The 14,636-nt window shown below is 70.9% G+C and carries 15 protein-coding genes; 4 read left to right on the top strand and 11 right to left on the bottom strand.

Going from position 1 to position 14,636, the window contains the following annotated elements:
• Nucleotides 1–325 precede the first annotated feature (325 nt).
• The 3 genes from IE153_RS29770 (at nucleotide 326) to IE153_RS29760 (ending at nucleotide 3,062) form a co-directional block, all read left to right on the top strand.
• Complete coding sequence (locus IE153_RS29770) at nucleotides 326–1,600, top strand: MFS transporter (RefSeq protein WP_229829247.1); 1,275 nt, start codon at nucleotides 326–328, stop codon at nucleotides 1,598–1,600.
• Nucleotides 1,601–1,716: 116 nt separating this feature from the next.
• Nucleotides 1,717–2,388: a potassium channel family protein gene (locus IE153_RS29765; protein WP_094053911.1), complete on the top strand. Its 672-nt coding sequence runs from the start codon at nucleotides 1,717–1,719 to the stop codon at nucleotides 2,386–2,388.
• Complete coding sequence (locus IE153_RS29760; RefSeq protein WP_097221367.1) at nucleotides 2,388–3,062, top strand: potassium channel family protein; 675 nt, start codon at nucleotides 2,388–2,390, stop codon at nucleotides 3,060–3,062. The genes IE153_RS29765 and IE153_RS29760 overlap by 1 nt, the downstream gene beginning before the upstream one ends.
• Nucleotides 3,063–3,151: 89 nt before the next feature.
• Here IE153_RS29760 and IE153_RS29755 read toward each other — a convergent pair whose 3' ends face one another.
• The 8 genes from IE153_RS29755 to IE153_RS29720 form a co-directional block, all read right to left on the bottom strand.
• Nucleotides 3,152–3,886: a DUF3159 domain-containing protein gene (locus tag IE153_RS29755; RefSeq protein ID WP_189592869.1), complete on the bottom strand. Its 735-nt coding sequence runs from the start codon at nucleotides 3,884–3,886 to the stop codon at nucleotides 3,152–3,154.
• A gap of 3 nt (nucleotides 3,887–3,889) precedes the next feature.
• Nucleotides 3,890–4,288 carry an OB-fold nucleic acid binding domain-containing protein gene (locus IE153_RS29750; RefSeq protein WP_104781211.1) on the bottom strand — a complete coding sequence of 133 codons (399 nt, stop codon included), beginning with the start codon at nucleotides 4,286–4,288 and terminating at the stop codon, nucleotides 3,890–3,892.
• Nucleotides 4,289–4,442: 154 nt separating this feature from the next.
• Nucleotides 4,443–5,126 carry a response regulator gene (locus IE153_RS29745; RefSeq protein ID WP_189592868.1) on the bottom strand — a complete coding sequence of 228 codons (684 nt, stop codon included), beginning with the start codon at nucleotides 5,124–5,126 and terminating at the stop codon, nucleotides 4,443–4,445.
• Nucleotides 5,123–7,666, bottom strand: a complete 2,544-nt coding sequence (locus tag IE153_RS29740; RefSeq protein ID WP_189592867.1) for a sensor histidine kinase — start codon at nucleotides 7,664–7,666, stop codon at nucleotides 5,123–5,125. The genes IE153_RS29745 and IE153_RS29740 overlap by 4 nt, the downstream gene beginning before the upstream one ends.
• A gap of 173 nt (nucleotides 7,667–7,839) precedes the next feature.
• Entirely contained in the window at nucleotides 7,840–9,006 is a 1,167-nt protein-coding gene (locus IE153_RS29735) for an alginate lyase family protein (protein WP_189592866.1), read from the bottom strand.
• A gap of 160 nt (nucleotides 9,007–9,166) precedes the next feature.
• Nucleotides 9,167–9,919, bottom strand: a complete 753-nt coding sequence (locus IE153_RS29730) for a DUF3710 domain-containing protein (RefSeq protein WP_031106683.1) — start codon at nucleotides 9,917–9,919, stop codon at nucleotides 9,167–9,169.
• Nucleotide 9,920: 1 nt separating this feature from the next.
• Nucleotides 9,921–10,490 (bottom strand): dUTP diphosphatase, encoded by a 570-nt coding sequence (gene dut, locus IE153_RS29725; RefSeq protein ID WP_189592914.1) that lies wholly within the window; start codon nucleotides 10,488–10,490, stop codon nucleotides 9,921–9,923.
• Nucleotides 10,491–10,567: 77 nt separating this feature from the next.
• Nucleotides 10,568–11,152, bottom strand: a complete 585-nt coding sequence (locus tag IE153_RS29720; protein WP_189592865.1) for a PaaI family thioesterase — start codon at nucleotides 11,150–11,152, stop codon at nucleotides 10,568–10,570.
• Nucleotides 11,153–11,210: 58 nt separating this feature from the next.
• Here IE153_RS29720 and IE153_RS29715 point away from each other — a divergent pair, with 58 nt between their 5' ends.
• The gene (locus tag IE153_RS29715; protein ID WP_189592864.1) at nucleotides 11,211–11,669 is read left to right on the top strand and encodes a DUF3093 domain-containing protein; all 459 of its coding nucleotides are present in this window, start codon (nucleotides 11,211–11,213) and stop codon (nucleotides 11,667–11,669) included.
• A 48-nt stretch (nucleotides 11,670–11,717) separates the two neighbouring features.
• Here the strand turns inward: IE153_RS29715 and IE153_RS29710 are convergent, their stop codons facing one another.
• From IE153_RS29710 to IE153_RS29700, 3 genes are all read right to left on the bottom strand, one after another.
• Nucleotides 11,718–12,686: a hypothetical protein gene (locus tag IE153_RS29710; RefSeq protein WP_189592863.1), complete on the bottom strand. Its 969-nt coding sequence runs from the start codon at nucleotides 12,684–12,686 to the stop codon at nucleotides 11,718–11,720.
• Between the two features lie 13 nt (nucleotides 12,687–12,699).
• The gene (locus IE153_RS29705; RefSeq protein WP_003993510.1) at nucleotides 12,700–12,996 is read right to left on the bottom strand and encodes a DUF4193 domain-containing protein; all 297 of its coding nucleotides are present in this window, start codon (nucleotides 12,994–12,996) and stop codon (nucleotides 12,700–12,702) included.
• Nucleotides 12,997–13,402: 406 nt separating this feature from the next.
• Nucleotides 13,403–14,635, bottom strand: a complete 1,233-nt coding sequence (locus IE153_RS29700; RefSeq protein ID WP_189592862.1) for a sensor histidine kinase — start codon at nucleotides 14,633–14,635, stop codon at nucleotides 13,403–13,405.
• Between the last annotated feature and the right edge of the window lies 1 nt (nucleotide 14,636).

Raw genomic sequence — 14,636 nt, 5'->3', positions numbered from 1 at the left:
CAGGTCACCCGCTTCGCATGCCTATATGACTAAGCCCCGTCCGTTTCCCGGCCGTTGCCGCCTCTGGAGGTCCCATGCACACGCCCGCCCAGCTGATCGGCGCCGCGGCCACCCTCGTCGCCCTCGGAATCCTGACGGTGGCGAGCGTGCGCAGCATCAGCCGCCGCAAGGACGTGTCGCAGGGGGCGCGCTAGGAGGTGCCGGGGTGCGGGAGGGCTCCGGCCGTTCGGAGCGCTCCCGCTCCGCCACTCCGGCGTGCAGCTCGTCGCGTCCGATGCCGGCGGCCCGGGTCGACGGGATCGTGCAGGCGTAGGCACCGGCCACGGTGCCGTGCAGGGCGCTGCGGCGGGGCGGGGCGCCGTCCAGCCAGGCGTGGAGGAACGCGGCGGCGAAGGCGGCGCTCGGCGGTGCGGCGGGCAACGCCGGCACCCTCTTCGCGGCACGCGCGGGGCAGGGGGTCTTCGCCGCGCTGCTGGCACCGGCGGCGCTGTCGCTGCTGATCCTCACGTTCACCGACGGGCGCGAGCGCGGAAAGGCCTTCGGCGTCTTCGCCGGTGTCGGCGCGGGCGGAGCGGCTCTCGGAGTCGTGGCGGGCGGGCTGCTCACCGAGTACGCCAAGTGGCGCTGGTGCCTCTACATCAACATCCCCATGACCGCGATCGCCCTGCTCGGCGTCCCGCTCATCCTGCGCGACCGCCCGGGCGGCAACCTGCGCAACCTGGACGTCCGCGGGGTGCTGCTCAGCGCCGCCGGCCTCGCCTCACTCGTCTGCGGCTTCACTCAGGCGGAACCCCACGGCTGGGGCGACCCGACGGTGCTCGCCCTGCTCATCGGCGGTGTGCTGCTGCTGGCCCTGTTCGTGCTGGTGGAGGCCAGGACGCGGCATCCGCTGCTGCCGCTGCGGATCCTGCTCCATCGCGTCCGTGGCACGGCGTTCGTCTCCGTGTGCCTGATGTTCACCGCGATGTTCGGCTTCTACCTGTTCGTGAGGTACTACACGCAGACCATCCTCGGCTACTCGCCGGTCAAGGCGGGCATGACGCTGCTGGTGAACGCGGTGAGCACCACCGTCGGCGCGATGCTCATCGCCGGCAAGCTGCACCGCCGGACCGCCCCCGACGTCCTGATCGCGGGCAGCCTGCTGTCGTCGGCCGCCGGAATGCTGATCCTCACGCAACTGGAGGTGGACAGCTCCCATGTCTTCCCGGTGTACCTCACGCCGTCCATGATCCTCACCGGCATCGGACTCGGCTGCCTGCTCGCGACGGCGACGAACATGGCCACGGTCCAGCTCGACCCCGCCGAGGCGGGGGTCGCGTCGGCGGCGTACAACACGGTGCAGCAGGTGGGGGCCGCGTTCGGCACCGCGCTGCTCAACTCCATCGCCACGAGTGTCACCACGTCGTACCTCAAGGACCACGGGAACGGCACGGACGCCGTCAGCACCGGGACGGTGCAGGGCTACACCGTCGCGCTCTGGGTGGCCTTCGGCATCCCAGGGCCCTGGTGGGCTCCCCCGGCCTTGCCTATACGTTGGACACGAGCGATCGGCCGGGCGTGCGGACACCGAACGGGATCACACCCGGCGTTCCCGGCATGATGGTGCCTGGCGGCCCGCACAGAAGGCCGCGAAGTGCTGCCCGGCGAGCCGAGAGAGAGACATGAGCAGAACACTGACGCAGGCCGGAAGGTCTGCGGGAAGCGTGGTGTGAGGCCATGCACATCGTCATCATGGGGTGCGGAAGGGTGGGTTCCGCACTGGCCCAGAACCTGGAGCAACAGGGGCACACGGTCGCCGTGGTCGACCAGGACCCCACCGCCTTCCGCCGGCTGGGCTCCTCGTTCGGCGGCCGCCGGGTCACCGGTGTCGGCTTCGACCAGGACACCCTGCGCGAGGCGGGCATCGAGGAGGCCGGCGCCTTCGCCGCAGTCTCCAGCGGTGACAACTCCAACATCATCGCCGCGCGCGTGGCCCGTGAGATGTTCGGCATCGAGAACGTCGCCGCCCGCATCTACGACCCGCGCCGCGCGGAGGTCTACCAGCGCCTGGGCATCCCCACCGTCGCGACGGTCCGCTGGACGGCCGACCAGATGCTGCGCCGTCTGCTCCCCTCCGGCGCCGAGCCGCTGTGGCGCGACCCCACCGGTGGCGTCCAGCTCGCCGAGGTGCACACCTCCACCGCCTGGGTCGGCCACAAGATCAGCCGGATCCAGGAGGAGACCGGCGTGCGCGTGGCGTTTCTGACCCGGCTCGGCGAGGCGGTCCTGCCCACCTCGCAGACGGTGCTGCAGGAGGGCGACCTGGTGCACGTGATGATGCGCACCGACGAGGTCGACAAGGTCGAGGCGGCGTTCGCCAAGGGTCCCGAAGAGGAGGGCGGTCACTGATGAGGGTCGCCATTGCCGGAGCCGGCGCCGTCGGCCGCTCGATCGCGGGCGAACTGCTGGAGAACGGCCACGAGGTCCTGCTGATCGACAAGGCGCCGACCGCCATCTCGGTCGAACGCGTCCCGCAGGCCGAGTGGCTGCTCGCCGACGCCTGCGAGATCACGTCCCTGGACGAGGCGGCGCTCCAGCGCTGCAACGTCGTGATCGCCGCGACCGGCGACGACAAGGTGAACCTGGTCGTGTCCCTGCTGGCGAAGACGGAGTACGGCGTCCCGCGCGTCGTCGCCCGCGTGAACAACCCCAAGAACGAGTGGTTGTTCAACGAGTCCTGGGGCGTGGACGTGGCCGTCTCCACCCCGCGTCTGATGTCGGCCCTGGTCGAGGAGGCGGTGAGCGTGGGCGACCTGGTCCGCCTGCTCCGCTTCAGCCACGGCGACGCCAACCTGGTCGAGCTGACCCTGCCGGAGGAGTCGGCCCTGGCCGGCACGCAGGTCGGCGACGTCGAGTGGCCGCAGGACACGTCCCTGGTGACGATCATCCGCGGCAACCGCGTCCTGACCCCCTCCCGGGAGGACTCCCTGGAGGCCGGCGACGAACTCCTCTTCGTGGCCGCCCAGGCCCGTGAGGAGCAGCTGGAGGACCTGCTGTCGGTGCGGCGCGACGCGGCGAGCTGAGCCGGTCGCCGAGCGAACGGAAAGGGGCGTCCCGAGCACTCGGGACGCCCCTTTCCGTCAGCTGCGGAGGGTCATCAAGCTCCAGAGGGTCACTGCTCGGCGGACCGAGCGGCTGCGGCCTGCCGCTCCCGCTCCTCGGCCGCCTTCTCCTCCGCCTCCATCTCCGCGAACACGTCGATGGGTGCGGGCGCCTTCGCCAGGAAGACCCACGTCAGGTACACCGCGAGCAGGAACGGCGGGATCTTCAGGGCGATCAGGACCCAGCCCAGCTGCGTGGTGTCGGCCCACCAGTACAGCGGGAAGAGGATCGCGCACTTGGCGAGCAGGATCGCGCCCCACGCGTAGCTGGCCTTCGCATAGGCCTTCTTGCGGCCGGGGTTCCGGGTGCGCCAGGAGAGGTTCTCCTTGAAGACCGGGCCGAGGATCAGCCCGATCAGCGGCACGCCGCACAGGGTGGTGATGATGTAGGCGAGGCCCAGTCCCAGCGTGTAGAGCATGCCGGGCAGGTAGAAGTCCTTGGCGTTGCCGGTCATCATCGCGAAGACGACACCGAAGGCCACGCCGAAGACACCGCTGAAGGCGTGCTTGACGGTGTCCTTCATCACCAGCCGGACCACGACCAGCACCAGCGACACGGCCAGCGCCGCGATCGCCGACAGGTGCAGGTCCTTGTTGATCGTGTAGATGGTGACGAAGAGGAGACCGGGAACCACCGTCTCCACCATGCCCCGCACGCCGCCGAACGCCTCGAACAGGGCGGCCTCGGTCACCGCCCGGGCGTCGTCCGCAGATGTCTCTTCGGTCGGCTTGTCGAGCGACGTCACCGGCTACTCCCGTCCGAGGGGTCTCAGTTCGTACTTGGGATTGAACAGCACCCGGCGGCCCCGGCTCATCGAGATCCGGCCCGATGCGATCAGCTTGCGCCCCGGCTCTATCCCCACGATGGAGCGCCTGCCGAGCCACACCACGTCCAGCGCGGCGGAGCCGTCGAACAGCTCGGCCTCCAGGGCCGGGACTCCGGCGCGCGGCCGAAGGGTGACCGTGCGCAAGGTACCAGTAACCGTCACTATCTGCCGGTCCTGGCAGTCTCCGATCCGGATGCAGCCGGCCGTCTCGGTGTCCTCGCGCAGCTCCTCGGACTCCAGGTCCTCCTGCGACGAGGAGAGCCGGTCGAGCATGCGCCGGAACCGGCCCACCGGCTTTTCGGAACGAGGAACAGCACTCATATCTGAAGCGTACCGGGGCCTACTGACGAAGGGCGAGGAGCCCGTTTCCCGACACGATGCCCCTCACTTCTCGAAGCGATACCCCATCCCCGGCTCGGTGATACGGCATCCCCCGGGGGACAACCCCCGGACCCCCGGCCGCCGATCACGCCCCTCACTTCTCGAAGCGATACCCCATCCCCGGCTCGGTGATGAAGTGCTTCGGATGCGAGGGATCCGCCTCCAACTTCCGCCGCAACTGCGCCATGTACACGCGCAGATAGTTGGTCTCCGTCCCGTACGACGGCCCCCACACCTCCTGGAGCAGCTGCTTCTGCCCGACCAGGCGGCCGCTGTTGCGCACGAGGACCTCCAGCAGGTGCCACTCCGTGGGGGTCAGCCGTACGTCCTTGCCGGAGCGGTTGACCTTCTTCGCGGCCAGGTCGACGGTGAACTCGCCGGTGTCGACGATCACGTCGTCCTCGCCGCCGCCGGCCGGTTCGGCCCGGCGGACGGCGGCCCGCAGCCGCGCCAGCAACTCGTCCATGCCGAACGGCTTGGTGACGTAGTCGTCGGCGCCCGCGTCCAGCGCCTCGACCTTCTCGTCGGAGGAGTGCCGCGCGGACAGCACCAGGATCGGCACCCGGGTCCAGCCGCGCAGCCCCCTGATCACCTCGACGCCGTCCATGTCGGGCAGTCCGAGGTCGAGGACGACGACGTCGGGGTGGCGGGCCGCCGCGAGCTTCAGGGCGGTGGCGCCGTCGTGGGCCGCGTCGACCTCGTAGGTGCGTGCCTTGAGGTTGATCACGAGGGCGCGCACGATCTGCGGCTCGTCGTCGACCACGAGGACGCGGGTCATGAGGCCTGCCTTTCCGGTTCTGCCGCGGGGTGGAGCTCCGGGCGGGTTCCCGCCGCGTTGAGGGTGAGGACCATGGTGAGTCCGCCGCCGGGGGTGTCCTCGGCGTTCAGGGTGCCGCCCATGGCCTCGGCGAAGCCGCGCGCCACCGCGAGCCCCAGCCCCACGCCCGCACCGCGCGGGGCGTCGCCGTGGCGCTGGAAGGGCTCGAAGATGCGCTCCTTGGCCTCGTCGGGGACGCCCGGCCCCCGGTCGACCACCCGCACCTCGACCCGGTCGGCCAGCGCGCTGGCGGCGACCAGCACCGGCGCGCCGGGCGGACTGTACTTGACGGCGTTCTCGACGAGGTTGGCCACCGCCCGCTCCAGCAGACCGGGGTCGACGGCGACCATGGGCAGCGTCTCGGGCACGTCCAGGCCGGCGCTGCCCTCGGGGACGCCGCCGAGCGCCATCGGCACCACCTCGTCGAGGTCGATCTCCCGGATCAGCGGGGTGACGGTGCCGGTCTGGAGCCGGGACATGTCGAGGAGGTTCCCGACGAGGTGGTCGAGGCGGTCGGCGCCCTCCTCGATGCCCTCCAGCAGCTCGGCGCGGTCCTCCTCGGACCACTCGACGTCCTCGGAACGCAGGGAGGTCACCGCCGCCTTGATGCCGGCGAGGGGCGTCCGCAGATCGTGGCTGACGGCGGCCAGCAGGGCCGTACGGATGCGGTTGCCCTCGGCGAGCGTGCGGGCCCGGTCGGCCTCCTCCTGGAGCCGGCGGCGGTCCAGGACGACGGCGGCCTGGGCGGCGAAGGCGGCCAGCACCCGGCGGTCCTCGGCGGGCAGCACGCGACCGGTCAGCGCCAGGGCCATGTGGTCCCCGACGGGTATGTCCACGTCGGCCTGGTCGGGCCGCTCGACGGGACGTCCCCGGCCGACGCGCCCGGCGCAGGTCCACGGTTCGACGTCGCCGGCCCGTTCCAGCAGGGCCGCGGACTCCATGCCGAAGGTCTCGCGGACCCGTTCCAGCAGGTCCTCCAGGCCGGTCTCGCCGCGCAGCACGTTGCCGGCGAGGAAGGCCAGGATCTCCGACTCGGCCCGTAGCCGGGCCGCCTGGTGGGTGCGGCGGGCGGCGAGGTCGACCACGGAGGCCACCGCCACGCCGACCGCCACGAAGATCACGATGGCGACGATGTTCTTCGGGTCGGCGATGGTCCACCGGTGCAAGGGCGGTGTGTAGAAGTAGTTCAGCAGCAGGGAGCCCACCGCCGCCGATGCCAGGGCGGGCAGCAGCCCGCCGAGCAGGGCCGCCGCCACCGTCAGCGCCAGGAACAGCAGCATGTCGTTGGCGAGGCCGAGGTCGACGGTGTTGAGCAGCACCGCGAGGAGCGGTGGGCCGGCGACACCGGCGATCCAGCCCCACACCCGCCGGGAGCGCCCGAGGCGCGCGCCCCGGGCCACCGGCAGACCGCGGCCCTTGGCGACCTCGTCGTGGGTGACGATGTGCACGTCGAGGTCGGGCCCGGACTCCCGGGCGACCGTCGCGCCGACCCCGGGGCCGAAGACGTACTGCCACGTCTTGCGGCGCGAGGAGCCCAGCACGATCTGGGTGGCGTTCGCACCGCGGGCGAAGGCGAGCAGTGCGGCGGGTATGTCGTCGCCCACGACATGGTGGAACGTTCCGCCAAGATCCTCGACCAGAGTCCGCTGCAGCGCCAGTTCCTTGGGCGAGGCCGAGGTCAGTCCGTCGCTGCGGGCTATGTAGACGGCCAGCACCTCACCGCCGGCGCCCTTCTCGGCCAGCCGGGCGCCCCGGCGGATCAGCGTGCGGCCCTCGGGCCCGCCGGTCAGACCGACGACGATCCGCTCGCGCGAGCCCCAGATCGCCGACACCCGGTGCTCGCTGCGGTACTGCGTGAGGTGGGCGTCGACCCGGTCGGCCACCCACAGCAGCGCCAGCTCGCGCAGGGCGGTCAGGTTGCCGGGGCGGAAGTAGTTCGACAGGGCGGCGTCGACCTTGTCGGGCTGGTAGATGTTGCCGTGCGCCATCCGCCGCCGCAGCGCCTCGGGCGTCATGTCGACCAGCTCGACCTGGTCGGCCCGGCGCACCACCTCGTCCGGCACGGTCTCCTGCTGCCGCACCCCGGTGATCGACTCGACGACGTCGCCGAGGGACTCCAGGTGCTGGATGTTGACGGTCGAGACCACGTCGATGCCCGCGGCGAGCAGTTCCTCCACGTCCTGCCAGCGCTTGGCGTTGCGGGAGCCGGGGACGTTGGTATGGGCGAGTTCGTCCACCAGGGCGACCTGGGGGCGGCGGGCGAGGACGGCGTCGAGGTCCATCTCGGGGAAGACACCGCCGCGGTACTCCAGCTCCCGGCGCGGCACCTGCTCCAGGCCGTGCAGCATCACCTCGGTGCGGGGCCGTCCGTGGTGCTCGACGAAGCCCACCACGCAGTCCGTGCCCCGCCCGACGCGGCGGTGCGCCTCGGACAGCATCGCGTACGTCTTGCCGACGCCCGGTGCCGCGCCCAGGTGGATCCGAAGCTTGCCGCGTGCCATGGCCCCATTGTCTTCCGGTGGTCTGCCGACTGCGCAGCGTCGACCCTACGGCCGGAGTGCACGGCGTTCGGGCTCCAGGCCCGGTTCCGGGACGCACTTTGACGGAACTCTGACGCGGCCCGGAGGGCGGACCGGGCGCCGGGTCCCCGCCCGGCGCCCGGTCGGTCAGGGGGTCAGGCGGGGTTGTCGCCGTGCGTGAGGGTCTCCCAGGCGACGAAGAGGTTGTTGCTGCCGGCGGGACGTCCCCGCTGAGTCAGCGTCGCGGTGTTGGTCATGGCGTGCCCGAGGCGGTTGGCCAGGGCGTTGTGGCCGACCTCGGTCACCGGCCCTAGCCCGAGCTTGAGCGAGCCGCCGCACAGCCGGCCCTCGGCACCCGCACCGAGCTGGTACTTGGCGTGGAAGCCGAGCCCGTGCCGCAGCCGCTCGCCCACGTCGGTGCCGTAGAGGTCCTGGCCCTGGATGCGGCTGGTCTCGGCGACGTGCGAGATGGCCGAGAGGCCGTAGCCGGTGTGGGTGAAGTCGCGGCAGGTCTCCTGACTGAGTCCGTTGACGAAGGTCGACTGACCCTGCCAGTACTTGACGATCTTCTCCCGGGTGTTCAGGTTCTGGCTCGGCACGGTCTTCGGCAACGCGCCGTCGGACTCCAGGTAGACGTAGGCGGCCGTGCGCGTGCGGAACTTCGCCATGGCCTTGTCGTACGACGCCTTGTCCTCCAGGAAGACGGAGATGCCGACGGCGGCCTCCATCATCGACAACTCCCAGTTTCCGTTGGAGTTCGAGCCGTTGATGATCTCGGGGAGGTAGACGGTGCGGAGCATGGTGGCGAAGCGGCCGGAGTTCGCCCAGGTGCCGGTGTACGTGTACTTGATGATCTCGGCTGCCTTAGGCCAGGACGAGCCGGCCCAGCCGGTCTGCAGGGGCGCGTTGCTGTTGGTGTGGTCCCTGATCACGGCGGACCAGGCGTCCATCAGCTCGATGGCCTTGTGGGCGTGCCGTTCGTCGCGCGTGAGGTACCAGGCGAGGGCGTGGGTGTACGCGGCGATCGCGTCCTCGCGCTCGTCGGTGCAGCCGAGATTGGGGTTGGAGTACGAACCGCATTCGACGACCGCCCGGGGCCTGGGCGTGCGGTTCAGGTCGGCGTACCTGCTCGCCATCATCTGGTCGAAGGCGCCCTTCCAGGGCTGGGCGCCGGCGTTGACCTTGGACCGGGTGAAGTCCAACTGGCCCTTGGAGACGGTGACTCCGGGGTGGGCGAAGGCGGCGGGGGCGGCGTCGGCGGGCCAGGCGAGGACACCGGCGACGAGGGCGGCCGAGGCCGCGAGGAGAGCGGTTCTGCGCATGCGTGGGGGGCCTTCCGTTCTCGTATGTGAACGTGAAGCGCCTTTATGAACAGACGCGTTGGACGGAGACGGTAGGTACAGACCAATGCGTCGTCAAGGTTCCGCGCACGGGAAAGGGCCGCACCCCCGGTGGGGGTACGGCCCTGGTGTCTCTGCGGGGTCAGCGGACCTCGGTGATCTCCGGTCCGCGCTGGAGCTGGCCCATTCCGCCCGCGAAACGGGAGCCCTCTTCCTGCTGGACGCCCTCGGGGACCATCTGGGCGTCGTTCGGCAGCTTCAGGACGATCGGGTCGCGGGGCGCCATCGGGCCCTCGCCGCGGACCACGACCGTGTCCCGGAAGATCTGCTCGAGCAGCCCGGCGGCCTGCGGCTGCACCGCGCCCTGGCCCGAGATGACCCCGCGCAGGAACCAGCGGGGGCCGTCCACACCGACGAACCGCACGACCTGGAAGCCGCCGGTGCCGTCCGGCAGCTGTACGGGCACCTGGGCACGCAGCTCCCAGCCCAGCGGCCCCTCGACCTCGTCGACGATGCCGCCCTGCTGGGTGATGCCGGTGCCGATCTCCTCGCGCACCTCGCCCCAGATGCCTTCGCGCTTGGGGGCGGCGAAGCCCTGGAGCTGGATGGCGCTGTCGCGCAGCACGACGGTGGCCGCGACGATCGCGTCGCCCGCGACCTCGACCCTGAGCTCCATGCCGTCGACGCCCGGCACGAACAGGCCGCCCAGGTCGACCCGGCCTTCGCCCGGGTCACGGACCTCCGAGTCGTCCCAGGGCCCGTCGGGGCGCGGCGCGGGCTCGAGCCTCAGGCGCTCGCGCTCGTCGTCCGCCTCAGTGTCGACACCGTCGACGACCTGCTCGGCCTCGCCGGCCGCGTCCTCGGCGGCATCCCTCTTCTTGCGACGTCCGAACACGTCACTGTCCTTCCCGGTCGGATACGACCGAAGCGTATCGATTCCCACCCGCCTGACCGCCCATGGCGGCCTGACCGCTTGTGCCGCTCGTCCCGTCCACCGCCGCATGGCCTCCGGTGGATCCGAAGCCCCCCTCGGCCCGCGTCGAGTCGGGAAGTTTTGCCACCTCTTGGAAGCGAACCTTCTCGACCTGCTGGACTACCAGTTGGGCAATCCGGTCGAAGCGCTCGAACCGCACGGCCTCGCGCGGGTCGAGATTCACCACGATCACCTTGATCTCCCCACGGTACCCGGCATCAACCGTCCCCGGGGCATTCACCAGGGCGACGCCGCAGCGGGCCGCCAGGCCTGATCGCGGGTGCACGAAGGCCGCGTACCCCTCCGGCAGCGCCACAGACACTCCCGTGGGCAGCACGGCCCGCTCACCCGGCTCCAGTTGGCACGCCTCGGTGGTGCGCAGATCGGCCCCGGCGTCACCGGGCTGCGCGTACGACGGAAGCGGTACGTCCGGATCGACACGCCGGATGAGCACATCCAGCGGCGGCCGAGTCACGGGGCTCGTGGGGGTCATGGGGCTTTCCGGGCTGACGGGGCTGGCGGTGCTGTCGGGCCTCATGGGACCGGTGGCGTTACCGGGTCCGGTCGGGCTCACGGGTTCACCTCGAAGGCGCGGGCGCGCCGGACCTGGTCCGGGTCGCTCATGGCGGCCTGGATCTCCTCCTGGCGGCCGTGGTCGACGAAGTGGTCGACCTTCACCTCGATGAAGAGCGCGTCCGCACGCACCGCGACGGGCCCTCCGGGACCGCCGACGCGTCCGGTCGCGGTGGAGTAGATCTTCCGCCCGGCCACCGCCGTCACCTCCGCCTCCAGATGCAGCGTGGTGCCGACGGGCACGGGCCGCACGAAGTCGGTCTCCAGCCGTCCGGTCACCGCGATCGTGCGCAGCAGCCAGTTCAGCGAGCCGAGGGTCTCGTCCAGGGCGGAGGCCAGCACGCCACCGTGCGCGAGGCCCGGAGCGCCCTGGTGGGCCGGCTGCACGGTGAACTCGGCGGTGAGCGAGACGCCCTCGCCGGCCCGCGCCTCCAGGTGCAGCCCGTGCGGCTGCTCGCCGCCACAGCCGAAACACTGGCCGTAGTGCGCGCCGAGGAGCTCGCCGGGCGCGGGTGCGTCCGGGTGTCGCACCGGTTGCACGGCGTCGGCCGGAGGCTGCAGAGCTGCGGATGTACCACTCACAGCCGGAGACCTTACCCGCGCGTCGGCCCCTTCCGGACACCGTGTCAAGCTTGGCCTCATGCAGCTCTCCGCCGCCCCGTACGAAGAACGCCTCACCGCCCCGCGGACCTGGTGGCTGATCTCGTTCCTCGTGGGCGTCTCGATGGCCCTGATCCTGCTTCCCTTCGGCACGCTGCCGATGCTCGGCGGCCTCGCCGGGGGCACCGCGGTCGCGGCCGTCGCAGCGAGCTCCTACGGTTCGGTCCGCATCCGGGTGGTCGGGGACTCCCTGATCGCGGGCGAGGCGAAGATCCCGCTGGCGGCACTGGGCGATGCGGAGGTGCTGGACGCGGAGGAGGCCCGTGCCTGGCGCACCTACAAGGCCGATCCGCGCGCCTTCCTCCTGCTGCGCGCGTACATCCCCACGGCCCTGCGCGTGGAGGTCACGGACCCGCAGGACCCGACTCCGTACCTGTACCTGTCCACGCGGGAGCCGGAGCGGCTGGCGCAGGCGCTGCGGACGGAGACGTCGGCTTAGCACACCTGCGCGGGGCGTCACCCGGCCGCTGTGCGACGGCAGCCGGTCTCAGCGCCCCTCGCCGTGCCGGCCGCCGTGTCCGCCGTCGGGCCGGTGGCCCTCGTGGCGGCCCAGGGGGTCTCTGGTGATCTCGTTCATCTCCAGGGCGTCCACCGGACGTTCCAGGGTGGGGAGCGCCTCCAGGGCCTCCCAGGGCACCTGGATCTTGCGCAGGTCGCGGCGGATCCGCTCGGCGAGCTTTCTTGTCTCGCCCCGGTTCATGACCGCCCCTACGGCGGCTCCCACCATGAACGGCATCAGGTTCGGCATGTTGCGGACCATGCGCTTCATGATCCGCTGCCGCAGTTCGCGCTTCATGCGGCTGTTCAGTGCCGTACTCAGCGTCGACGGCTTGGTCGCGTCGATGCCGCGCTCCCCCGACCACGAGTCGAGGTACGCGGTGCTGCGCTGCTTGAGGTTGCCGGGCGGCCGTACGCCGTAGACCTCGTGGAGTTCGGCGATCAGCTTCAGCTCGATCGCCGCGACGCCGGTGACCTCGGCGGCCAGTTCCGTCGGCATCGCCGGGGGCACGGGGAGCATCGCGGCCGCGCCGACGCCCGCGCCGACCGTCGCCGTCGCCTTCGCGGCGCCCGCCACGAGCTTGTCCGCGAGCTCCTCGGGTCCGAGGCCCGGGAACTGCCTGCGCAGCGTCGCCAGGTCCCGTACGGGGACGCGCGGGGCCAGCTCGATGATGCGGTCGGCGAGGTAGGCGAGACCGGCCCGGGCCCGGTCGCCGCCCTTGCGGGCGCCTTCCCTGGCCCGCTCCCGGATCGTCCCCGCCCGCCGTCTCGCGACGGGTGCGGGGACGTCCACGGACGCCGGGAGGTCACCCCGGCCTGCCGGTTCGAGCGAGGCCGCCCCCGTACCGGTGGAGCCTCGCTCGTCGTCACGCGCGCCGTACTGCGGGCCGTCCATCGGCCCTTCGTCCGCTTTCCGCTTGGAGAAGCGGCGCTTCCAGGCAGGGGTCGAGCCAGTCACGGCCGACCCGTCCTCAGTCGCAGTCGCGGCAGATCGGCTGACCGTTCTTCTCGCGGGCCAGCTGGCTGCGGTGGTGGACCAGGAAGCAGCTCATGCAGGTGAACTCGTCCTGCTGCTTCGGGAGCACCCGGACGGCCAGCTCCTCGTTGGAGAGGTCGGCTCCGGGCAGCTCGAGGCCCTCCGCGGCCTCGAACTCGTCGACGTCCACGGCGGAGGCCGACTTGTCATTCCTCCGAGCCTTAAGCTCTTCGAGGCTGTCCGAGTCGACGTCGTCGTCGGTCTTGCGTGGAGTGTCGTAATCGGTTGCCATGGTCGCTCTCCCCCTCTGGGTGTCTGCGGTGTCTCCAGCGCACGTAACGCGTGAGAGGCCGGACTTGTGCCCGACCTGAGGCGGAGATTTTGCCTCACATCAAGGTCTGTTACTCAATCGACACCCAACCGGACTCCTGACGAGTGATCGGCTTGGATGGCGATGGGGACCGTACACGGTCCGAATGCTGCACGCCAAAGGCGTCTCACCGTGTACTTCCCGTGATCAAGACCCCCGAAAACCGGGATTTTCCCGGCTTTCCGACAGCGTGCATGATCACGGAGAGTAGATGGCCGGAAAGGCGTCCCTGTGATCGATCACACACGGTGTACGCGCGGTGCAGCCTCAGAAATTCCGCGCAAAGCGAACATCCCCGTGTGCCGCCGAGTTGATCGGCGACATGATCTCAGATCGGCAGCGTGACGCGCATGACGAGTCCACCCCCCTCACGCGGCTGAGCGTAGATGTGCCCGCCGTGTGCCCGGGCCACGGACCGGACGATGGAGAGCCCGAGCCCGACGCCCTTGTCACTGCCCGTCCGCTCCGTGCGCAACCGCCGGAACGGCTCGAAGAGATTGTCGATCTCGTACGCCGGCACGACCGGGCCCGTGTTGGACACGACCAGGACCGCCTGGCCGTGCTGGACGTCGGTGGTGACCTCGACCCAGCCGTCCTCGGCGACGTTGTAGCGCACGGCGTTCTGGACCAGGTTGAGCGCGATCCGCTCCAGCAGCACGCCGTTGCCCTGGACCACCGCGGGCTTCTGCTCGCCCCGGATCAGCACGCCCTTGCTCTCGGCCTCGGCGTGCACCTGGTCGACGGCCTGCTCGGCGACCTCGGCGAGGTCCACCGGTCCACGCTCGACGACCTGGTTGTCGCTGCGGGCGAGGAGCAGCAGGCCCTCGACGAGCCGCTCGCTGCGCTCGTTGGTGGCCAGCAGCGTCTTGCCGAGCTGCTGGAGTTCCATCGGCGCGTTCGGGTCGGACAGATGCACCTCGAGGAGCGTGCGGTTGATCGCCAACGGCGTTCTCAGCTCGTGCGAGGCGTTGCCGACGAAGCGCTGCTGGGCGGTGAAGGCCCGCTGCAGCCGCTCCAGCATGTCGTCGAAGGTGTCGGCCAGCTCCTTCAGCTCGTCGTCCGGGCCGTCCAGCTCGATCCGGCGGGAGAGATCCGAGCCCGCCACCGCGCGGGCGGTGCGGGTGATCCGGCCCAGCGGGGAGAGCACGCGCCCGGCCATGGCGTAGCCGAAGGCGAAGGCGATGACCGCCAGGCCCAGCAGCGCCAGCAGCGAGCGGCTGAGCAGGCTGTCCAGAGCGTGCCGGCGCTGCTCGTTGACGCACGCGTTCATGGCGTTGTTGAACTCGGCGGGCGACGCCTGGTCCGGCAGGTTGCAGATGTCGCTGGTGACCTTGCCCTCGACGATCTTGAACGGCAGGTCGCTGCCCACGTTCAGGGCCTGCGCGGCCAGCAGGTAGATGATCGACAGCAACAGGATGCCGGCGATGAGGAACATGCCGCCATAGAGCAGCGTGAGCCTTATGCGGATGGTCGGGCGCAGCCACGGAAAGGGCGGCACGGGCCTTCGGGGGTCCCAGGTCGGCTTGGGCGGCGCCTGCGGGGGCGCGGGAGTCGTTGCCACG

The sequence above is a fragment of the Streptomyces massasporeus genome (genome assembly GCF_014648995.1).
In the GTDB taxonomy this organism is placed as follows: Bacteria; Actinomycetota; Actinomycetes; order Streptomycetales; family Streptomycetaceae; genus Streptomyces; species Streptomyces massasporeus.
Note: the sequence above shows the minus strand (reverse complement) of the source record. Positions and strands in the feature narration are given on the sequence as shown.